Source organism: Aeromonas sp. MR7, from assembly GCF_963899385.1.
Classification (GTDB): domain Bacteria; phylum Pseudomonadota; class Gammaproteobacteria; order Enterobacterales; family Aeromonadaceae; genus Aeromonas; species Aeromonas bestiarum.
In genome coordinates this window covers 85,681-105,066 of record NZ_CAWQXH010000003.1, presented here as the reverse complement: position 1 = coordinate 105,066, position 19,386 = coordinate 85,681, and the positions used below count along the sequence as shown (strand labels likewise).

Sequence of the window (19,386 nt, the reverse complement as noted above, 5' to 3'; positions counted from 1 at the left end):
TGAAAAGCACAGTGAGAACGGGGCCTGCGGGCCCCGTTTTGTTATCCGGCCGGCCCTGGTTTGGGGCTGCATCCCGGCCCCGGCTCGGGTTACACTGCGCCACACTCGCGGATAAATGAAGAGCAAGATGGGCGGTCGCAGCTGAGGCGGAAACGTAGCGTCCTCGCGGCAGCATCCTTGGTCATGGCAGGAGGCAAGATGAGCAAGAAGTCACTGGATTGGGGCATAGATCTCGGTGGTACCAAGTGTGAATGCGTGGTGCTCGATGGCGACGAGGTGCTGCTGCGCCATCGCATCCCCACCGAGCGCCAGGGCGGCTATCAGCACATGATCGGCCAGATCGCCAAACTGGTGGACGAGTGCGCCGCCAGGCTGGGTCAGCGGCCGACCGTGCTGGGCATGGGCACGCCGGGGGCGCGGGATCCCCAGACCGGGCTGATGAAGAACTGCAACACCACCGAGCTCAACGGCAAGCCGTTCAAGGAAGATCTGGAGCGCAGGCTGGGCGTACCCGTGCTGATCGCCAACGACGCCAACTGCTTCGCCCTGGCGGAGACCCACCTGGGGGCTGTGCGTCAGCAGCATCCGGATGCCAAGGTGGTGTTCGGCATCATAATGGGCACCGGGGTCGGCTCCGGCATCGTCATCAATGGCAGGATCCTCAACGGCCACCACGGCATCGCCGGGGAGTGGGGCCACAACGTGCTCTCCCCCGACGGGCCCGAGTGCTACTGCGGCAAGCGCGGCTGCGTCGAGACCTTCATCAGCGGCCCCGCGCTGGAAACCTGGTATCAGGCCAAGGCCAAGCGTCATCTGTCGCTGGCCCAGATTGCGGCGGCCAGCGCCCACGATCACGTGGCCAAGCTCACCATAGACAGACTGCACCTGCTGTTTGGTCAGGCGCTGGCCAATGTGGTCAACATTCTGGATCCGGATGTGATCGTCATTGGTGGCGGGGTCGGCAATGTGCAGAGTCTCTACAGCGCCGGGCGGCAGACAATTTTACCCTTCCTCTTTAATCCCCGCTTCGCGACCCCCATTATTGCTCCAGCCCTGGGGGATAGCGCCGGGGTGTTCGGGGCCGCCCTGCTGGCCCGTGGCGTATTCCAGGATGCCCTGCTGTCGTGAGCCATCCATCTGCCCTCTTTGCCGTCGCTAAGGACACACTTTTTCCATGATCAAGATTGCCATCAATGGTTACGGGCGGATCGGCCGCAACGTGTTGCGCGCCCTCTATGAAAGCGGGCGCGATCAGACCATCAAGATAGTTGCCATCAACGAACTGGCGGCGCCCGAGGCCATGGTGCACCTCACCCGTTTCGATACCAGCCACGGCCGCTTCCGGTATCCGGTGCAGCTGGCCGGCAGCAGCATGCTGGTGGGGGAGGATCTCATCTCACTGTTCGCCGAACGGGATCCCGCCAACCTGCCGTGGCGGGCGCTGGGGGTGGATGTGGTGCTGGACTGCACCGGGGTATTCGGCTCGCGGGCCGATGCCGAGCGCCACCTGGGGGCGGGGGCGGGCAAGGTCTTGTTCTCCCATCCGGCGGATGCGGACGTGGATGCGACCATAGTCTACGGGGTGAACCATCAGGTGCTGACGGGAAGGGAGCGGATCGTCTCCAACGCCTCCTGTACCACCAACTGCGTGGTGCCCGTCATAGAAACATTGCATCGAGAATTCGAGATAAATTGTGGTACTATTACGACAATTCATTCGGCCATGCATGATCAGCAAGTCATCGATGCCTACCACAGTGACTTGCGTCGAACCCGTGCTGCCAGCCAGTCCATCATCCCGGTGGATACCAAGCTGGCAAAGGGGTTGGAGCGAATCCTCCCCCACTTCGCCGGCAAGTTCGAGGCGATCGCGGTACGGGTGCCGACCATCAACGTAACCGCAATGGATCTCAGTATTACTGTTCGTAAAAAAGTGACGGTTACTGACGTAAATCAAGCCCTGCAACGGGCATCCAGAGGTACATTAAGCGGTATTCTGGATTACACGGAAGAGCCATTGGTCTCCGTAGACTTTAATCATGATGCACACTCCTGCATCATTGATGGTACCCAGACCCGGGTCAGCGATGCCAACCTCGTCAAGATGTTGATGTGGTGCGATAACGAATGGGGCTTCGCCAACCGTATGCTGGATACCACCCGGGCCATGATGGCCGCAGGCTGAAAGCCTGCACCGGGCGCAAGGTTACTGTTTTTAACATTACCTGAAAATATAGAGGACTGAATATGTCTGTTATCAAGATGACCGACCTGGATCTGGCGGGTAAACGCGTACTGATCCGTGCTGACCTGAACGTGCCGGTAAAAGACGGCAAGGTCACTTCCGACGCACGTATCGTGGCGACGCTGCCGACCATCAAGCTGGCTCTGGAAAAGGGCGCCAAGCTGATGATCACCTCCCACCTGGGTCGCCCGACCGAGGGTGAATACAACGAAGAGTTCTCCCTGGCTCCGGTTGTCAACTATCTGAAAGACGCTCTGTCCTGCCCGGTCCGCCTGGCCAAGGATTACCTGGATGGCGTAGATGTCGCCGCCGGTGAGCTGGTTGTGCTGGAAAACTGCCGTTTCAACAAAGGCGAGAAGAAAAACACCGAAGAGCTGGCCAAAAAATACGCCGCCCTGTGTGACGTCTTTGTAATGGATGCATTCGGTACTGCTCACCGCGCCGAAGGTTCTACCTACGGTGTGGCTCAATTTGCCCCGATCGCCTGTGCTGGCCCGCTGCTGGCCGGTGAGCTGGAAGCCCTGGGCAAAGCCATGCTCAAGCCCGAGCGCCCCATGGTTGCCATCGTGGGCGGTTCCAAGGTCTCCACCAAGCTGACCGTACTGGAATCCCTCTCCAAGATCGCTGACCAGCTGGTGGTCGGTGGTGGCATCGCCAACACCTTCATCGCGGCTGCTGGCCACAACGTCGGCAAGTCCCTGTGTGAACACGACCTGCTCGACACCGCCAAGAAACTGGCCGCCGAGACCAACATTCCGGTCACCACAGACGTGGTCGTGGGCACCGAGTTCTCCGAGTCCACTCCGGCCACCATCAAGTCCGTCTCCGACGTGACCGACGGCGACATGATCTTCGACATCGGCCCTGACTCTGCCAAGGCCCTGGCCGACATCATCATGAACGCCAAGACCATTCTGTGGAACGGCCCGGTCGGCGTGTTCGAGTTCGACCAGTTCTCCGCAGGCACCAAGGTGATCGCCGAAGCCATCGCTGCTTCCCCGGCCTTCTCCATCGCTGGTGGTGGTGACACCCTGGCCGCCATCGACAAGTTCGGCATCGCCGACAAAGTCTCCTACATCTCCACCGGCGGCGGCGCCTTCCTGGAGTTCGTAGAAGGCAAGGTACTGCCGGCTGTTGCGATGCTGGAACAGCGCGCCAAAGCCTAATTGACCCGAGACGGGGGGCAAAAGCCTCCCGTTTCGTTTATCATGTGGCCGCTGTGCCGGTTCATGATGAACCCCCCATTTTTTATTAACGGCATACGAGAACAGGACGATTAAACATGTCTAAGAAAATTTTCGACTTCGTAAAACCCGGCGTGATCACTGGTGATGACGTTCAGAAAGTATTCGCCATCGCCAAAGAGAACGGCTTCGCTCTGCCGGCCGTCAACTGTGTTGGTACCGACTCCGTTAACGCCGTGCTGGAAGCTGCCGCCAAGGTCAAAGCGCCGGTTATCGTTCAGTTCTCCAACGGTGGTGCCGTATTCACCGCTGGCAAGGGTCTGAAGCTGGAAGGCCAGAAAGCCGCCATCCTGGGTGCCATCTCCGGCGCCAAGCACGTTCACGCCGTTGCCGAAGCCTATGGCATCCCGGTTATCCTGCACACCGACCACGCTGCCAAGAAGCTGCTGCCGTGGATCGACGGTCTGCTGGAAGCGGGCGAGAAGCACTTTGCTGAAACCGGCAAGCCGCTGTTCTCCTCCCACATGCTGGATCTGTCCGAAGAGTCTCTGGAAGAGAACATCGACATCTGCTGCGAGTACCTGACCCGCATGGCCAAGATGAACATGACTCTGGAGCTGGAACTGGGTTGCACCGGTGGCGAAGAAGACGGTGTGGACAACAGCCACATGGACCAATCCGCCCTGTACACCCAGCCGGAAGACGTGGCTTACGCCTACGAGCGTCTGTCCAAGATCAGCCCGCGTTTCACCATCGCTGCCTCCTTCGGCAACGTGCACGGTGTTTACAAGCCGGGTAACGTCAAGCTGACCCCGTCCATCCTGGACGCTTCCCAGAAGTTCGTTTCCGAGAAGTTCGGTCTGCCTGCCAAGTCCCTGGACTTCGTGTTCCACGGTGGTTCAGGTTCCACTCTGGAAGAGATCCGCGAGTCCATCTCCTACGGCGTCGTGAAGATGAACATCGACACCGACACCCAGTGGGCTACCTGGGAAGGTCTGCTGCACTTCTACAAGACCAACGAAGCTTACCTGCAGGGTCAGCTGGGCAACCCGGAAGGTGCTGACAAGCCGAACAAGAAGTTCTACGATCCGCGCGTATGGCTGCGTGCCGGTCAGACTTCCATGATCGCCCGTCTGGAGAAAGCCTTCTCCGACCTGAACGCCATCAACGTACTGTAATTCGTTACCGTATCTTGATTGCTGCAAAGGCGCCCCTCGGGGCGCCTTTCGTGTTTGTGGGGGCCAGTGCCAGACCCTGATCGCAGCAAAGACCTCCTGCTGTATCCGGGGAAATGGGTCTGCCGATGGCCTGCCTCAAGCCACAAAAACAATAAAAGGTGTCCTTTGGGACGCCTTTTGCATTTCTGTGATCCACGGAGGCTGGATTGGTGGCGGGGGGCTGGGTATTATCGATGACAGGTTGTTTATTTTAGTAAACGCATGGCTACCAAGGCAGGACGCTGAGTATGCAGGCAGGAAAGCACAACGGACATCAGGAACACGTGGCCTCCTATTACGCGGCCACCCGCAATGACAATCAGCAGTGGCCCGAGCTCAGCGGTGAGCTCAATGCCGACGTCTGCATCATAGGTGGCGGTTTCACCGGCCTCAACACCGCCATCAACCTGGCACAGGCGGGCTACAAGGTGGCCTTGCTGGAGGCGAACCGTATCGGCTGGGGGGCGTCCGGCCGCAACGGCGGCCAGCTCATTCGCGGCATAGGCCACGACACAGGCCAGTTTGCCCGCTGGATCGGCGAGCAGGGGGTACGCGAGCTGGATCTGATGGGGCTGGAGGCGGTACAGCTGGTGCGAGAGCGCATCGAGCACTTCAACATCGACTGCGACCTCACCTGGGGCTATTGCGATCTCGCGACCCGCCAGCGTCATCTGGCCGGGTTTGAAGAGGAGGCGGCGCATCTGGCCAGCCTGGGCTATCAGCACGAGATCAAGCTGGTGCCACGGGAGGAGATCCACTCTGTGGTGGGGTCTGATCGCTATATCGGCGGCATGATCGACATGGGGTCGGGCCACCTGCATCCCCTCAACCTGGCCCTCGGCGAGGCGCGTGCCGCCGCCAGCCTGGGGGTCGCCCTGTTCGAACACTCCAGGGTGGCGCATATCGATTATGGCGAGCGGGTGCAGATCACCACGGCCCACGGCCGGGTCTGCAGCGATTATCTGGTGATCGGCTGCAACGCCTATCTCAACGATCTCAATCCTGAACTGGGGGGCAGGGTGCTGCCGGCCGGCTCCTATATTCTCGCCACCGAAGTGCTGGAGAAGCGGCTGCGCCAGCGGCTACTGCCACAAAACATGGCGGTGTGCGATCAGAACGTGGCGCTCGACTACTACCGCCTCTCCGCCGACGGACGCCTGCTGTTTGGCGGCGCCTGCAACTATTCAGGAAGAGATCCGAGGGATATCAAGGCCTTTATGCAGCCCAAGCTGCAGCGGGTGTTTCCTGAGCTGGCGGACGTGGCCATCGAGTTCCAGTGGGGCGGCATGATAGGGATAGGGGCCAACCGCCTGCCACAGATTGGCCGCTTGCAGGATCATCCCAACGTCTTCTATGCCCAGGCCTATTCCGGTCACGGCCTCAACGCCACACACATGGCGGCCAAGCTGGTGGCAGAGGCGATCAAGGGGGAGAGCCGCGGCTTCGATCTGTTCAGCAGCGTGCCACACATGACCTTCCCCGGTGGCCCGGCGCTGCGCTCGCCCTTGCTGGCGCTCGGCATGCTGTGGCACCGGATGAAGGATCTGCTGTAAGGGGCGAGAAAAACAGCCGAAGGGGTGCGGCTTTGGCCAGTGGGGAAGCGTTTACTGAGGGGGCTCGGCCAGGCGCCAGCCCTGTTCGGTTTTCATCATCCAGACGTCGGCCTGTTGCGGCAGCACCTGGCCCGCCTCGAACTCGCCGTATTTGCGCTCAAGCTCCATCAGCCCCATCTCCTGCTGGAAGGGGCCGACCCTGTCATAGACCAGGTCCTCGTCGTGCTGCACCCGCAACTGATCCAGCCCCTGCTTGAAATGGAGCTGGTAGCTCACCTTGATCAGATAGACCCCCTCCATGCGCTCCTCCTTGTCGAGAAGGGTGAAGTCGCTGATCTCGAACAGATGGGTATCTGTCTCTGCCTGCAGTTTGGCGGTCACCTGGGTCTGGATCGCCTCTTCACCGGGACCTGCGTAACAGCCATATAGCCAGAGGGCCAGCAGGGGGATGAACCACTTTTTCATCAAAACTCCGGACGAACGAGACGGGAAAGGGCAAATTTTGCCACGGCGCCTGTCATATACAAGGGATTGCCAGAAAAATCAGCGGTTAACGGGCCCAGGCGTCAGACCGGGCCTGCTGCCTTCAACGCAACTTGTCGAGCTGCCCCAAAAACTCGGCGGGGCCCATGAAGCCGGTCACCCGCTGGCCGCTCACCTCGTTGCCGGCGCGGTCGAAGAAGATCAGGGTCGGCAGCCCCAGCACGTTGAGGCCGTTGAGCAGCTCCACATCGGCATCGTCGTTGGCGGTGACGTCCGCCTGCAGCAGCACCATCTGGCCGAAGCGCTCGCGCACGGCGGGGTCGCTGAAGGTCTTGTGCTCGAACTCCTTGCAGGCCACGCACCAGTCGGCATAGAGGTCCAGCAGCACCGGCTTGCCGCGGGCGGCGGCCAGCTGGGTCTTGAGATCATCCAGCGTCTTGATGCGGATGAACTGCGGCGACTCGCGCTGAGTGCTCGCGGTGGCATCTTGGTTTGGCAGCAGCAGATCCTTGCCCACCACAACGGCGCTGATCATCGCCAGCAGCAGCACGAAGCCGCGCAGGCTGCGAGCCACCGAGTGGCTCTGATGCTGGTTGTGATGGTAGAGGTAGCCGCACAGCACCAATCCCCAACCCAGCCAGGCCAGGGTGGCCATCTGATCGCTCCACAGCCGTGACAGCAGCAGTATGGGCACCGCCAGCAGCGCAAAACCAAAGAGTTGCTTGATCACATCCATCCAGGCGCCGGCCCTGGGCAGCAGCTTGCCGCCCGAGGTGCCGAGCAGCAGCAGCGGCAGCCCCATCCCCAAGGAGAGGGCATAGAGGGCCGCGCCGCCGAGCCAGAGGTCGCCGCTCTGGGCCACGTAGATCAGCGCGCCGGAGAGCGGGGCCGTGGTGCAGGGGGAGCAGACCAGACCGGAGATCATCCCCATGATGCCGACTCCGAGCACAGAGCCGCCCTGCTGGCGGTTGGAGAGGCCGGACAGCCGGGTTTGCAGGCTGCTCGGCAGTTGCAGGGTGTAGAGCCCGAACATGGAGAGCGCCAGCAGCACGAACATGACGGAGAGCCCGATCAGCACATAGGGGTGCTGCAGCGCCGCCTGGAATTTCAAGCCCGCCGACGCCACCACCAGCCCGAGCAGGGTATAGGTGACCGCCATCCCCTGCACATAGACGAAGGAGAGCAGGAAGGCGCGGCGGGTGGAGAGGCTATGACCCGCCCCGGCTATGATGCCGGTCAGTATGGGATACATGGGGAAGACGCAGGGGGTGAAGGCGAGGCCGAGCCCCAGCGCGAAGAAGGCGGCTATGCTGAGCCAGAATCCCTGGCTGCCGAGGGCGGCGGCCAGCTGATCCTGCTGGCTGCTGGCCGGGGCACCGGCGGCTTCATCCATGCTGGCCTGCGCGACATCGCTGGTGCTGGCCACCATGGGCTGCACCGCAATCTGCTTGTCGGTGGGCGGGTAGCAGAGGCCGTCGGTACAGCCCTGATAGCTGACGGTGAGGCTGGCCTGCTGGCCCGCCTCGGTCAGGGTGACGGGGATCTGCACCTCCCGGTAGTAGACCCGGGTCTTGCCGAAGAAGTCATCCTGATGCTCGTCACCTGCGGGCAAGACGGGTTCGCTGAAGGCGAGGTTCTCGCCCTTGAAACGGAAGCTGTGGCGGTAGAGGTAGTAGTCATCGGCGATGCGCAGGGTCAGCAGCAGCTGCTTGCCCTGCTGTTCACTCTCGAGCACGAAGGCGTCGTCGACTTTCAGAAACTTGGGCTGGGCGTTGGCCTCGATGCCGAGAGCGCTCAGCAGACTGTCACTGCCGGCCTGAACCGGCGTCGCACTCAGGGTGGACAGCAGCAGGGCGGAGAGCACAAGCAGGGGGGAGAGCAGGCGAGACAGCGTCATGAGGTTTCCTGTGTTAACCAGTCGAGATAGGGCTGATGGCCCTGGCTTGTCGGGAGTGCCAGGATCTCCGGCACCTCATAGGGGTGATGGCTGAGGATGCATTGGCGCAAGAGTTCGAACAGGGAGGCCCGCGTCTTGATGATGAGCTGGATCTCCCGCGCCCGCTCGATCTTCCCCTGCCAGCGATAGACGGAGGTGAGACCGGGCACTTGATTGATGCAGGCCGCCAGCCGCTGGTTCAGCAGTTGTTCGCTGATGAGGTCGGCACTGGCCTCATCCGGGCAGGTGCAGAGCACCAGAATGGCATCTGTCATGGTGAAATTTCTCGTCCGTGCGGGGCGGCCAGGCGCCCGTAAACCAGTGGCTACTATACCTAGCGACGGGGCAAATAGCATCTGGCGGCCTTTATCGGCTCGACATGAAAATAAGTGGGGGGCATGAGATAGACGCTGTCAAAGGGACAGGGCAGAATGAGCGGGCTTGTTCCCATTCGACGTAAGGAAATGTATGACCCAACAGAATGAGCAGCAGAGAAACCGCATGTTGAGCCTGTTGCGCGAAGGTGAGCGCCGTATGTTGGTACAACTGGCCGGTCTGTTGCGTACCAGTGCCGATGAAATCAATGCCGAACTGGAAAAAGAGGAGCTGCTGGCTGCCCTGGAGCAACCCGTCACGGTGGAGTATCTCAACGGCGTGGTGCAACACCATCTGTTCGAGCGTCTGCACAAGGGTGACATGGTGGCGGCCCAGCGTCTGCTGAACCAGTACCAGAGCGACCTTGAGGCCATGCTGACCCAGGAGTCGGCCGAGGTGGATGCCCCGACCGAAGAGCTGAAGGCGCAAGCCTGAAGGCTGCGGCAGGCCCGACTGGCTTGCCCTCCTCCAGCACCATCATGCCAGTCGCATGATGGTGCCTCCTTGTTCCTGCCCTGTTTTCCTGTCGTTTAACCCAGAGCGTTCTGCTGCACCTGACCCGGTATCGGGAACACCTTGTCATAGCTCCAGTTGTAGATGAAGGCGTAGACCAGGTAGAACAGCACGAAGCCCAGATCCAGCACCAGTGCCTCCAGCATGCTGATTTCGAGCCACCAGGCCATGACCGGCAGGGCGACAAACAGCAGGCCCCCTTCAAAGCCCATGGCATGCCATACCCGCTGCCACATCGTCTTGTGGGTGTGGCCCTGATACTTGAGCAGCAGTTTGTCCACGCCGATGTTGTAGACGTAGTTCCAGACGGTGGCGAGCACCGAGAAGAACAACGCCAGCGGCCCCATATGGTTGAGTCCTACGCCAGTGATCCAGCTTGCCAGGGGGGCGGCGATCAGCAGGCCAATCAGTTCGAAGCCAATGGCATGGCGCAGGCGGTCACGGGTATTACGCATGGTCTGTCTCTCTCTATCTATCTGTGTCTGAGTGTTTATGGCGGCCAATTTACCGCGAATTTCTGATAGGTTCACGTTGGTATCTATCGCTAAAATAGATAGATTGGCGTGCTGCCAGGTCATGACAGGAGCAATCGAATGAACCCTTCACTGGAACAACTCAAGGCGCTGCTGGCGGCGGCAGAGACCGGCTCCTTCTCGGCGGCGGCCCGCAAGCTGGGCAAGGCGCAGTCCGTGGTCAGCACCGCCATCGCCAACCTGGAGATAGATCTCGGGCTGGAGCTGTTTGATCGCTCGGCCCGCTATCCCGTGCTGACGGAGGCGGGCACCCGCATCCACCAGGAAGCCTGCATCTTGCTGGCCCAAAGCGAGCGATTGCAGGCGATCGCCGGGGAGCTGGCCGCAGGCATAGAGTCGCGGCTCACCCTGGCCATCGACGATGATTCCCACCTGCCCTGGCTCGGCTCTTTGCTGGAGGAGTTCGCCACTCGTTACCCGGGTGTCGAACTGGAGCTGCTGTTTCCCCTGATGGAGGATGTGACCGAACTGCTCAAGAGCGGTCGGGCCCAGCTTGGCATCAGCTACCAGAAGGAGCAGCCGGAGCGGGAGATAGCCTCTCGTTCGCTGGGCTCCGTCGGCATGCCGCTGGTGGTCTCCCCCGATCATCCGCTGGCCCACAGGATGCCGCTGCGAGAGATCGATCTGCAAGGGGCCCGCCAGCTGATGGTGACGGGACGGCGGGAGGGCACGGAGCGCCACCGCTTCCGCCTCTCGCCCCAGGTATGGTGGATCGAGGGGGATCTCGGCATTCTGGAGCTGGTCAAGCTGGGACTGGGGTGGGCGGCGATCCCCGATTTTCTGCTGCATCGGCCGCTGGCGCGAGGGGAGGTGGTGGTGCTCAAGCCGGATTTCATCACCAAGGCCGCGCTGGAGCTGGAACTGGAGTTGCAGTGGCATCGCGCCCGCCCGCTCGGGCAGGCGGGGCGCTGGCTCAAGGAGGCACTGCTGGCGCGGGTGCCTCGCTAGTGCCTCTTGTTGCCGTTCTGGTCAGTCGTTCAGAGGGTAGGGCAGGGCTTGCAGAGCGAGGCTGGAGGCCTCCTCCTGCTTGAAACGAAAACGGGCATCGGCCTCTGTATCCTTGGGCAGCACGGCCGTGATCCACACCTGACCAGCCTGTTGCCAGACGTTGAGCACCATGCCGCTGCGCCGCCAGTTGTCACCGAGCTGGATCTCCAGGGCATCGCCACAGGCGACGGGCTCGCTGGCGGTGCCGGCCAGCACGAACAGGGCGCGATTGTTGGCACCGCGATACTTGGCGCGGGCGACTGTCTCCTGCCCCATGTAGCAGCCCTTGGTGAAGCTGATGCCATCCAGTGCCTGCAGGTTCAACATCTGGGGTATGTACTCCCCCTGATGCACGGCTTCCAGATGAGGGATGCCGGCCTTGATATCCAGCCCCCACCAGAGTGATTCGCTGCCGGCAGGCAGGTCCAGCTCCAGCGGTTGCTCGCTCACCAGCAGCCAGCGATCCGCTTCGACCCGTACCGCCATGCCCCCCTCGATGAGCCCGCTCTCGGTCAGGCCGAAGCGGGTGGCGATCCAGCCATCCGACCCCTGACCGGCCACGCCGACTGCCTGACCATGGTTCTCGCCTATCTCGACCTTGGCAAATACCGCAAACTTCTTGAGCTCGGGCAACTGACGCGTCAGCACTGAGGGCTTGGTCAGCAACAGCAGGCGATCGTTCAGGCAGAGCAGACGGAAGTCGCTCCACAGCTTGCCCTTGGCATCGCAGTGGCCGCCCAGCGTGCTTTGACCCGGCTGCAGGGCAGTGACGTCACAGGTGACCTGGCCTTGCAGATACTTGACGCGATCCGCACCGGTCAGGCTGGTGATGGCCAGGTCGGTCAGGGAGAAAAGGGTTGGCTCGGCAGGAAAAACAGGCGTTTGCAGGCTCACGATGGTATTCCAGAGACAGAAAGTATGTGACCTGCATGGTAAAGACGTAAGGAATGTTTGTCAGCCGGAAAATCCAGCTGTTACCATCCCCGGGTCTTTGTAAGGAGAGTTCCATGTTGAGCCCAATTGAAAAATCCCGCCTGAAGTGGGCCTGCCGTCGTGGCATGCTCGAGCTGGATGTGATCTTTATGCCGTTCTTTGAACACGAGTTCGACAGCCTGAGCGATGAGCAGCAGCAGACCTTCATCCGTTTGCTGGAGAGCGATGACCCTGACCTGTTCAAGTGGTGCATGGGCCACGGCGTTCCGGCTGACCCCGCTTTTGCCGCCATGATCCCGCTGATCCTGGAGCGCAATCAGGCGCGCCACGACAGCCTGAGCTGATCCCGGATGCGGGTGGTTATGCCCGTCATTCCCTCCCGGCAGCAGCGCGTCCTGCTGCTGATCCTGTTTCTGCTGTTGTGGTGGCCGGTTGCCAGTCTGATCCATGGCTGGCAGTGGGCTCTGTGGTTGCCCTGCTGGCTGATAGGGGGCTGGCTGGCCTGGCGCAGCACCCGTCACTGTGCCGGTTCGCTGGCGTGGGATGGGCAATGGCTGGAATGGCAGGGCCATCGCTACCAGCTAGGCGCGCGCAGCCGCATCCTGCCAGGGGCACTCTGGTTGCAACTGGTGACAGGGGATGGGCTCTATGCTCGTCTCTGGCTCTTCTCCGATGCGCTCGCGCCGGAACACTACAGGGCACTGGCCCGTGCCATCCGGCTCGCCCCGCCCGCCCGTTAATCCTGTCGCCTGTTTCTCCCCTTCTCCCTCATAACAGATGACCCCGCCGGGGCGAGGTCATCTGGGTGACGGCTAGCGGGCCATTACTCCCGCTCTGGGGTCACTACCTTGGGTTTGGAGTCCGGCTGCATGTCCGGGTAGTCCGGGATATGGGGTGCAGGATCACTCCCGCTCCGGGGTCAGTACCGTCGGCTTGGAGTCCGGCTGCATGTCCGGATAATCCAGGTTGTAGTGCAGACCGCGGGACTCCTTGCGCTGCAGTGCGCAGTTGACGATGAGCTCGGCCACCTGCAGCAGGTTGCGCAGCTCCAGCAGGTTGTTGGAGACGCGGAAGTGGGCGTAGTACTCCTGCACCTCCTGCTTGAGCAGATCGATGCGGCGCTTGGCGCGGGCCAGGCGTTTGTTGGTACGCACTATCCCCACATAGTCCCACATCATCAGCCGCAGCTCGTGCCAGTTGTGCTGGATCACGACCTGTTCGTCCGAGTCGTCCACCTTGCTCTCATCCCAGGCGGGCAGATGGGGCGGTTCCACGCTCATGGGCAGCTTGGCCATGATGTCGGCTCCCGCCTGATGGGCATAGACCACGCACTCGAGCAGGGAGTTGGAGGCCATGCGGTTGGCGCCGTGCAGCCCCGTATAGGTCACTTCACCTATGGCGTAGAGACCGGGTATGTCGGTCTGGCCGTTGTTGTCTATCATCACGCCGCCACAAGTGTAGTGGGCCGCCGGGACTATGGGCATCGGCTCCTTGGTGATGTCGATGCCGACCGCAAGGCAGCGCTCGTGGATGGTCGGGAAGTGCTTGATGATGAAGTCGGCCGGCTTGTGGCTGATGTCCAGATACATGCAGTCGGCACCGAGGCGTTTCATCTCGTGGTCGATGGCGCGGGCGACTATGTCCCGCGGGGCCAGCTCGGCCCGCTCGTCGAACTCCAGCATGAAGCGGCTGCCGTCGGGACGGCGCAGATAGGCACCTTCCCCGCGCAGGGCTTCGGTCAGCAGGAAGTTGGGGTCATCGGGGTGGAACAGGCTGGTGGGGTGGAACTGGTTGAACTCCAGGTTCGCCACCCGGCAGCCGGCGCGCCATGCCATGGCGATGCCGTCGCCCGAACTCACGTCCGGGTTGGAGGTGTACTGATACACCTTGGAGGCACCGCCGGTGGCCAGCGCCACGAAGCGGGCGCGGATCACCTCGACCTGCTCGGCGTTGCGATTCCAGACGTAGGCGCCCAGCACCTTGTTGCCCGGCAGATTCAGCTTGCGGGTGGTGATGAGGTCGACCGCGTTGAAGCGCTCCATCAGCTGGATATTGGGGTGGGAGCGCACCTGATCGATCAGGGTGAGCTGCACCGCCTTGCCGGTAGCATCAGCCGCGTGGAAGATGCGGCGATGGCTGTGGCCCCCTTCGCGGGTCAGGTGATAGTGGGATTCGCCCTCGGCGTCCTCCTCCTGATCGAAGGGAACCCCCTGCTGGATCAGCCACTGGATGGATTCGCGGGCGTTGCGGGCGGTGAACTCCACCACGGCCGGGTCACACAACCCGGCCCCGGCGTTGAGCGTGTCGCTCACGTGGGATTCGATGCTGTCGGTTTCGTCGAAAACGGCAGCGATGCCTCCTTGCGCATAGAGAGTGGCCCCCTCACTGATGGGCCCCTTGCTCAGAACCAGGACTTTGGCCTGGTCTGCCAACCGCAACGCGAGGGACAGACCAGCGGCACCGCTGCCAATGATCAGTACATCGCAAAGGTATTCAACACTTGCTTTCATAAGTATCATTGGCCTGGATTAAGAACTGGCACCATGGTAGCCCAAGCGAGGGCGGTGATGCAGCCTGCGTCACATTTTTTTCAATGCAACCGAACTTTCCCTGATTCCTCCTGTCTGAACTTGTGCGCTTAGGAAGGGCCGGAAAAGAAAAACGATAACCTGATGGGGGTTTTACGGCTCTGATGAGCGACCAGAATCTACTGGACGAACAGCTGGTTGAACGGGTCCAGCGTGGCGATAAAAATGCATTCAACCTGTTGGTAAAAAAATACCAGCATAAAGTGGTCAACCTGGTTGCTAGGTATGTCAACAATCCGGGCGATGTGCCGGATGTGGCGCAGGAGGCATTTATCAAAGCCTACCGGGCGTTGCCGACATTCCGTGGCGAGAGCGCGTTTTACACCTGGTTGTACCGAATCGCCGTGAATACGGCCAAAAATTATCTGACCTCTCAGGGGCGCAGGCCGCCCAGCAGTGATGTAGAGGCGGACGAGGCAGAATACTATGGTGGTGGCGAAGCCTTGCAAGAGGTCGCAACACCGGAAAACCTGGCGCTGACCGACGAGATCAAGCGCACCGTGTTTTCCGCCATAGAAGCTTTGCCTGAAGACTTGAGGACAGCCATCACCCTTCGTGAACTGGAAGGGCTGAGCTATGAAGAGATTGCCGAAATCATGGATTGTCCTGTGGGTACGGTGAGATCCCGTATTTTCCGGGCGAGGGAAGCAATCGATAAAAAGCTGAAACCTCTGATCGAGAATTAACTGGGGAAAGACAGGTTAACTTATGGCAACTAAAGAGCAACTCTCGGCCCTGATGGATGGTGACTTGAGCGATGTTGAGGTTCTGAGCGAGCTGGGAATGGATCCGGCGCTGCAAGATACCTGGTCTCGTTACCACCTGATCGGTGATGCCATGCGGGGGGACCTGCCGGTCAATCTGCAGCTGGATCTCAGTGACAGCATAATGGCTGCGCTGGAAGACGAGCCCACCATACTGGCGCCCAAGCCGGTGGAGAGCAAGCCAGCTGCACCGCAGGCTCATACCGGCGCCAAGGTAGTTTCGCTGTTTCGTCGGGTCGGTCAACAGGTGGGGCAATACGCCATCGCCGCGTCGGTCGCCGCCGCCGTCATCTTCGGGGTGCAGCAGTATCAGGGTCATGACGGTATACCAACCAACCCTGTGCTCAACACCATTCCTGTCGGTGGCAGTGCCTCGCCGGTGAGCGTGCACTACCCGCAGGATGGCAACCGGGCGACCGCCCGCCAGCAAGGGTTGAGTGAGCAACAGATGCAGGAGCAGCGTGAGCGCATCAATGCCTTCCTGCGTGACCATCAGTTGCAACAGCGTCTGCTGCAAGACAAGCAGATTCAGGAATAACGCATTTTTAGGGATCAGATCGTGCGCCAGTCCAGCCGTATTTTGCTGGCCTCTCTCCTGCTGATTTGTGCCAAGGCCTCGGCCGACGATAAGTCGGCCGAGGCCTTGTTGCAGCAGATGCAGAGTGCCGTCTCGCAACAGAATTTCGAATTATCCATGGTCAAGGCCCGTCAGGGGCGCCTCGAACCCATGCGTTTCAGTCATGGGGTGATCGATGGCAAGGAGGTGGCTCACCTGAGTTACCTGGACGGCAAGACCATAGAGTACCTGCAGCGTCAGGACGAGTTCACCTTCTTCGAAAATACCCACGAACCCTACACCCTCAAGGGCGCCCGTTTCCCCGGTGTCTGGGCCACTCTGGTGAAGATGCCGCTGCCCCGGGTGCTGGAAAGCTATGATCCCGTGCTGGCCGGTCGCAGCCGGGTAGCCGGTCTGGTGGCGCAGGTGGTCAGGCTGGTGCCCAAAGAGGCGGACAAGTATGGCTTCGTGCTCTGGGTCGATGAGCAGAGCCAGCTGTTGCTGCGGGTGGACATGGTGGATCGGGAAGGCAACCTGGTCGAGCAGGTGCTGGGCGTGGATCTGGACAGGCAGAGCGCCCCCGCGCCCTGGCTGGTGAAATTGGCCGGCAGCAAGCTGCCCCAGGCGCTGGCGCTGGAGGATGCCTACCCGGCGCCGCAGCAGACGCTGAACTGGCATCTCACCTGGTTGCCGGATGGTTTCAAGGTATTGTCTCAGGACAGGCACCAGCTGGTGACCACCAGCCTGCCGGTGGATTACATGATGCTCTCCGATGGTCTGGTGGATCTCTCCGTCTATGTGGCCAGGGTCGATCCCAAGCAGGCGGTGCGCCAGCAGTTGATCCGCCAGGGGGCGACCTCGCTGGTGAGCTACGTCAACGACGTGGGGGTCGAGATCACCGTGGTGGGCGAAGTACCGGCCGAAACGGCAAAACGCATCGCCGAGTCGGTGCAGCCTCTGGCCCGCAATGAGACTGTACAGTAGTCGTATTTGCACTCCCGCTTGCTCAAGCGGGGCAGTCATGTTCAGATTGGGTCAATCTGTCCCTCGTTATTGTGGAAACGTCTTGTGAGTGAAATGAGCGAAGAGCTGGCGACCGTGGTGGCCATTGATGGACAACATGCCTGGGTGGAGTGCGAACGGCGCTCCGCCTGCAGCGGTTGTCATCAACAGTCCAACTGCGGTACCGGTACGGTTGCCAAGGCGTTTCCGATAAAGCAGCAACGGCTGCGGGTTGCCCTTACCGCCGAGGTCATGGTCGGTCAGCAGATCAGGCTCGGCATTCCCCAGGCGAGCATACTGCGCGGCGCGGCCCTGGTGTATGTGCTGCCGCTGTTCTGTCTGCTGCTCGGAGCCATCCTGGGTCAACTCTGGCTGGCGCCACTGCTGTCGGCGGGGGAAGGGGTGACCATCCTCAGTTGCCTGCTCGGTGGCACCCTGGGTTTTTTACTGGTTCGTTACTTTTCGGCTCGGCTCGAGCAGGGAGAGTACGGTCCTCGCATGCTCGGTGTGGTGCTCAGTACCCGCCACCTCTCCTGACTGGCCTGCTCCGTTTTCAGGCCCCTTCATGCTCGGCATGGCGCTCGCTGCCTGCCAGCACGCGTGATTGGCAAGGCGCTATTTCTGGCCCCCGTCGACTAAAGATTGGCCGTCGACCGGGTTATCCAGTAAAATCCTGCCCTCATATCCGACCCTAACTTAATTTTGAGTGATTCTTGCTCGATGAAACACATTCGTAACTTTTCGATTATTGCGCACATCGACCACGGTAAATCGACCCTGTCGGACCGTCTGATCCAGACTTGCGGTGGCCTGTCCTCCCGCGAGATGCAGGCTCAGGTGCTTGACTCCATGGACCTGGAGCGCGAGCGCGGCATTACCATCAAAGCACAGAGTGTGACCCTGAACTACCAGGCACAAGACGGTAACACCTACCAGCTGAACTTTATCGACACCCCGGGCCACGTAGATTTCTCCTACGAAGTCTCCCGCTCATTGGCGGCCTGTGAAGGGGCGCTGCTGGTGGTAGATGCCGGCCAGGGGGTTGAGGCACAGACTCTGGCCAACTGCTACACCGCCATGGAAATGGAGCTGGAAGTGGTGCCGGTGCTGAACAAGATTGACCTGCCGGCCGCAGAACCCGAGCGGGTTGCCGAGGAGATCGAAGACATAGTCGGCATCGACGCCATCGACGCGGTGCGCTGCTCCGCCAAGACTGGCCTGGGTGTCGATCTCGTGCTGGAAGAGATAGTGGCTCGCATCCCGGCGCCGGTCGGTGATCCCGATGCACCGCTGCAGGCGCTGATCATCGACTCCTGGTTCGACTCCTATCTGGGCGTCGTCTCCCTGGTGCGCATCAAGAACGGTTCGCTCAAGAAGAACGACAAGATCAAGGTGATGAGCACCGGTCAGGTGTGGGGTGTCGATCGTATCGGTATCTTCACGCCCAAGCAGGTGGATACTCAGGGCCTGGGTTGTGGCGAGGTAGGTTGGGTCGTCTGCGGCATCAAGGACATCCACGGCGCCCCTGTGGGCGATACCCTGACGCAAGCCAAGAACGGCGCCGAAAAAGCGCTGGCGGGTTTCAAGAAGGTGAAGCCGCAGGTGTATGCGGGTCTGTTCCCCATCTCCAGCGATGACTACGAGTCGTTCCGTGATGCCCTCGACAAACTGTCCCTGAACGATGCTTCCCTGTTCTTCGAACCTGAGAGTTCCACCGCGCTGGGCTTCGGCTTCCGTTGTGGCTTCCTCGGCATGCTGCACATGGAGATCATCCAGGAGCGTCTGGAGCGGGAATACGATCTGGATCTCATCACCACGGCGCCGACCGTGGTCTATGAAATTGAGCTGAACAATGGCGACACCATCCACATCGACAGCCCGTCCGCCATGCCTCCGGTCAACAACATCAAGGAGATGCGTGAGCCTATCGCCGAGTGCAACATTCTGTTGCCGCAGGAGTACATGGGCAACGTCATCACCCTCTGCATCGAGAAGCGTGGTGTGCAGACCAACATGGTCTATCACGGCAACCAGGTCGCACTGACCTATGAAATCCCGATGGCGGAAGTGGTGCTCGACTTCTTCGATCGCCTCAAATCCACCAGTCGCGGTTACGCCTCGCTGGATTATGGTTTCAAGCGCTTCGAAACTTCCGAGATGGTGCGTCTGGACATCATGATCAACGGTGAGCGCGTCGATGCGCTGGCCATCATCACCCACAAGGAGAACGCCCAGTATCGCGGTCGCCAGGTGGTGGAGAAGATGCGTGAGTTGATCCCGCGCCAGATGTTTGATATCGCCATTCAGGCTTCTATCGGCAACCAGATCATTGCCCGCAGCACCGTCAAGGCGCTGCGCAAGGACGTGACCGCCAAGTGCTACGGTGGTGACGTGAGCCGTAAGAAGAAGCTGCTGAACAAGCAGAAAGAAGGCAAGAAGCGGATGAAGTCCCTGGGCCGTGTCGACGTGCCGCAGGAAGCGTTCCTCGCAATTCTCCATGTAGGAAAGGATTAATCG

Annotated in this window: 20 protein-coding genes; 14 read left to right on the top strand and 6 right to left on the bottom strand. The window is 60.8% G+C overall.

The features are described 5' to 3' along the window. The first annotated feature begins 198 nt into the window (after positions 1-198). The 5 genes from AACW87_RS02055 to AACW87_RS02035 all read left to right on the top strand — a co-directional run bounded on the left by AACW87_RS02055 (position 199) and on the right by AACW87_RS02035 (position 6,199). A complete protein-coding gene (locus AACW87_RS02055) occupies positions 199-1,128 on the top strand; it encodes an ROK family protein (RefSeq protein ID WP_241326424.1) in 930 nt (309 codons plus the stop codon). A 46-nt stretch (positions 1,129-1,174) separates the two neighbouring features. Continuing rightward, positions 1,175-2,185, top strand: a complete 1,011-nt coding sequence (epd, locus tag AACW87_RS02050; RefSeq protein WP_043142216.1) for an erythrose-4-phosphate dehydrogenase — start codon at positions 1,175-1,177, stop codon at positions 2,183-2,185. 62 nt (positions 2,186-2,247) lie between these two features. After that, positions 2,248-3,411 (top strand): phosphoglycerate kinase, encoded by a 1,164-nt coding sequence (locus AACW87_RS02045; RefSeq protein WP_005318809.1) that lies wholly within the window; start codon positions 2,248-2,250, stop codon positions 3,409-3,411. 116 nt (positions 3,412-3,527) lie between these two features. Then, a complete protein-coding gene (gene fbaA / locus AACW87_RS02040) occupies positions 3,528-4,607 on the top strand; it encodes a class II fructose-bisphosphate aldolase (RefSeq protein WP_042872748.1) in 1,080 nt (359 codons plus the stop codon). 287 nt (positions 4,608-4,894) lie between these two features. Further along, on the top strand, positions 4,895-6,199 hold the full coding sequence (locus tag AACW87_RS02035; RefSeq protein WP_241326423.1) for an NAD(P)/FAD-dependent oxidoreductase: 1,305 nt from the start codon (positions 4,895-4,897) through the stop codon (positions 6,197-6,199). A gap of 51 nt (positions 6,200-6,250) precedes the next feature. On the opposite strand, the gene AACW87_RS02030 is transcribed toward AACW87_RS02035, so the two are convergent. The 3 genes from AACW87_RS02030 to cutA form a co-directional block, all read right to left on the bottom strand. Beyond that, positions 6,251-6,664, bottom strand: coding sequence for a hypothetical protein (locus AACW87_RS02030; protein ID WP_241326422.1), 414 nt, complete (start codon positions 6,662-6,664; stop codon positions 6,251-6,253). Between the two features lie 121 nt (positions 6,665-6,785). Next, positions 6,786-8,579, bottom strand: coding sequence for a protein-disulfide reductase DsbD (locus AACW87_RS02025; RefSeq protein WP_241326421.1), 1,794 nt, complete (start codon positions 8,577-8,579; stop codon positions 6,786-6,788). Continuing rightward, positions 8,576-8,893 carry a divalent-cation tolerance protein CutA gene (gene cutA / locus AACW87_RS02020; RefSeq protein ID WP_241326420.1) on the bottom strand — a complete coding sequence of 106 codons (318 nt, stop codon included), beginning with the start codon at positions 8,891-8,893 and terminating at the stop codon, positions 8,576-8,578. The genes AACW87_RS02025 and cutA overlap by 4 nt, the downstream gene beginning before the upstream one ends. A gap of 193 nt (positions 8,894-9,086) precedes the next feature. Between cutA and AACW87_RS02015 the strand changes: the two genes are divergently transcribed. Then, on the top strand, positions 9,087-9,428 hold the full coding sequence (locus tag AACW87_RS02015; protein ID WP_241326419.1) for a hypothetical protein: 342 nt from the start codon (positions 9,087-9,089) through the stop codon (positions 9,426-9,428). 95 nt (positions 9,429-9,523) lie between these two features. On the opposite strand, the gene AACW87_RS02010 is transcribed toward AACW87_RS02015, so the two are convergent. Then, entirely contained in the window at positions 9,524-9,961 is a 438-nt protein-coding gene (locus tag AACW87_RS02010) for a PACE efflux transporter (protein ID WP_043142200.1), read from the bottom strand. A 138-nt stretch (positions 9,962-10,099) separates the two neighbouring features. On the opposite strand from AACW87_RS02010, the gene AACW87_RS02005 reads away from it, so the two are divergent. After that, on the top strand, positions 10,100-10,987 hold the full coding sequence (locus AACW87_RS02005; RefSeq protein ID WP_241326418.1) for a LysR family transcriptional regulator: 888 nt from the start codon (positions 10,100-10,102) through the stop codon (positions 10,985-10,987). A 21-nt stretch (positions 10,988-11,008) separates the two neighbouring features. On the opposite strand, the gene ygfZ is transcribed toward AACW87_RS02005, so the two are convergent. After that, positions 11,009-11,920: a tRNA-modifying protein YgfZ gene (gene ygfZ / locus AACW87_RS02000; RefSeq protein ID WP_241326417.1), complete on the bottom strand. Its 912-nt coding sequence runs from the start codon at positions 11,918-11,920 to the stop codon at positions 11,009-11,011. A gap of 113 nt (positions 11,921-12,033) precedes the next feature. Here ygfZ and sdhE point away from each other — a divergent pair, with 113 nt between their 5' ends. Beyond that, positions 12,034-12,303, top strand: coding sequence for an FAD assembly factor SdhE (gene sdhE, locus AACW87_RS01995; protein WP_042033786.1), 270 nt, complete (start codon positions 12,034-12,036; stop codon positions 12,301-12,303). A gap of 18 nt (positions 12,304-12,321) precedes the next feature. Further along, positions 12,322-12,699 carry a protein YgfX gene (locus tag AACW87_RS01990; RefSeq protein ID WP_241326416.1) on the top strand — a complete coding sequence of 126 codons (378 nt, stop codon included), beginning with the start codon at positions 12,322-12,324 and terminating at the stop codon, positions 12,697-12,699. A 162-nt stretch (positions 12,700-12,861) separates the two neighbouring features. On the opposite strand, the gene nadB is transcribed toward AACW87_RS01990, so the two are convergent. Beyond that, positions 12,862-14,469 (bottom strand): L-aspartate oxidase, encoded by a 1,608-nt coding sequence (gene nadB, locus AACW87_RS01985; protein ID WP_043142188.1) that lies wholly within the window; start codon positions 14,467-14,469, stop codon positions 12,862-12,864. Positions 14,470-14,651: 182 nt separating this feature from the next. Here nadB and rpoE point away from each other — a divergent pair, with 182 nt between their 5' ends. From rpoE to lepA, 5 genes are all read left to right on the top strand, one after another. Continuing rightward, positions 14,652-15,233 carry an RNA polymerase sigma factor RpoE gene (gene rpoE / locus AACW87_RS01980; RefSeq protein WP_042033782.1) on the top strand — a complete coding sequence of 194 codons (582 nt, stop codon included), beginning with the start codon at positions 14,652-14,654 and terminating at the stop codon, positions 15,231-15,233. A gap of 22 nt (positions 15,234-15,255) precedes the next feature. Continuing rightward, positions 15,256-15,849: an RseA family anti-sigma factor gene (locus AACW87_RS01975; RefSeq protein WP_241326415.1), complete on the top strand. Its 594-nt coding sequence runs from the start codon at positions 15,256-15,258 to the stop codon at positions 15,847-15,849. A 21-nt stretch (positions 15,850-15,870) separates the two neighbouring features. Then, positions 15,871-16,851, top strand: a complete 981-nt coding sequence (locus AACW87_RS01970) for a MucB/RseB C-terminal domain-containing protein (RefSeq protein ID WP_241280545.1) — start codon at positions 15,871-15,873, stop codon at positions 16,849-16,851. A gap of 93 nt (positions 16,852-16,944) precedes the next feature. Then, positions 16,945-17,406: a SoxR reducing system RseC family protein gene (locus AACW87_RS01965; protein WP_241326436.1), complete on the top strand. Its 462-nt coding sequence runs from the start codon at positions 16,945-16,947 to the stop codon at positions 17,404-17,406. Between the two features lie 183 nt (positions 17,407-17,589). After that, complete coding sequence (gene lepA / locus AACW87_RS01960; protein ID WP_043142180.1) at positions 17,590-19,383, top strand: translation elongation factor 4; 1,794 nt, start codon at positions 17,590-17,592, stop codon at positions 19,381-19,383. Positions 19,384-19,386: the final 3 nt, after the last annotated feature.

Coding starts and splice junctions, on each gene's coding strand:
- AACW87_RS02055 (WP_241326424.1), top strand. CDS start 199: ATGAGCAAGAAGTCACTGGATTGGGGCATAGATCTCGGTGGTACCAAG.
- epd (WP_043142216.1), top strand. CDS start 1,175: ATGATCAAGATTGCCATCAATGGTTACGGGCGGATCGGCCGCAACGTG.
- AACW87_RS02045 (WP_005318809.1), top strand. CDS start 2,248: ATGTCTGTTATCAAGATGACCGACCTGGATCTGGCGGGTAAACGCGTA.
- fbaA (WP_042872748.1), top strand. CDS start 3,528: ATGTCTAAGAAAATTTTCGACTTCGTAAAACCCGGCGTGATCACTGGT.
- AACW87_RS02035 (WP_241326423.1), top strand. CDS start 4,895: ATGCAGGCAGGAAAGCACAACGGACATCAGGAACACGTGGCCTCCTAT.
- AACW87_RS02030 (WP_241326422.1), bottom strand. CDS start 6,664: ATGAAAAAGTGGTTCATCCCCCTGCTGGCCCTCTGGCTATATGGCTGT.
- AACW87_RS02025 (WP_241326421.1), bottom strand. CDS start 8,579: ATGACGCTGTCTCGCCTGCTCTCCCCCCTGCTTGTGCTCTCCGCCCTG.
- cutA (WP_241326420.1), bottom strand. CDS start 8,893: ATGACAGATGCCATTCTGGTGCTCTGCACCTGCCCGGATGAGGCCAGT.
- AACW87_RS02015 (WP_241326419.1), top strand. CDS start 9,087: ATGACCCAACAGAATGAGCAGCAGAGAAACCGCATGTTGAGCCTGTTG.
- AACW87_RS02010 (WP_043142200.1), bottom strand. CDS start 9,961: ATGCGTAATACCCGTGACCGCCTGCGCCATGCCATTGGCTTCGAACTG.
- AACW87_RS02005 (WP_241326418.1), top strand. CDS start 10,100: ATGAACCCTTCACTGGAACAACTCAAGGCGCTGCTGGCGGCGGCAGAG.
- sdhE (WP_042033786.1), top strand. CDS start 12,034: ATGTTGAGCCCAATTGAAAAATCCCGCCTGAAGTGGGCCTGCCGTCGT.
- AACW87_RS01990 (WP_241326416.1), top strand. CDS start 12,322: ATGCCCGTCATTCCCTCCCGGCAGCAGCGCGTCCTGCTGCTGATCCTG.
- nadB (WP_043142188.1), bottom strand. CDS start 14,469: ATGAAAGCAAGTGTTGAATACCTTTGCGATGTACTGATCATTGGCAGC.
- rpoE (WP_042033782.1), top strand. CDS start 14,652: ATGAGCGACCAGAATCTACTGGACGAACAGCTGGTTGAACGGGTCCAG.
- AACW87_RS01975 (WP_241326415.1), top strand. CDS start 15,256: ATGGCAACTAAAGAGCAACTCTCGGCCCTGATGGATGGTGACTTGAGC.
- AACW87_RS01965 (WP_241326436.1), top strand. CDS start 16,945: ATGAGCGAAGAGCTGGCGACCGTGGTGGCCATTGATGGACAACATGCC.
- lepA (WP_043142180.1), top strand. CDS start 17,590: ATGAAACACATTCGTAACTTTTCGATTATTGCGCACATCGACCACGGT.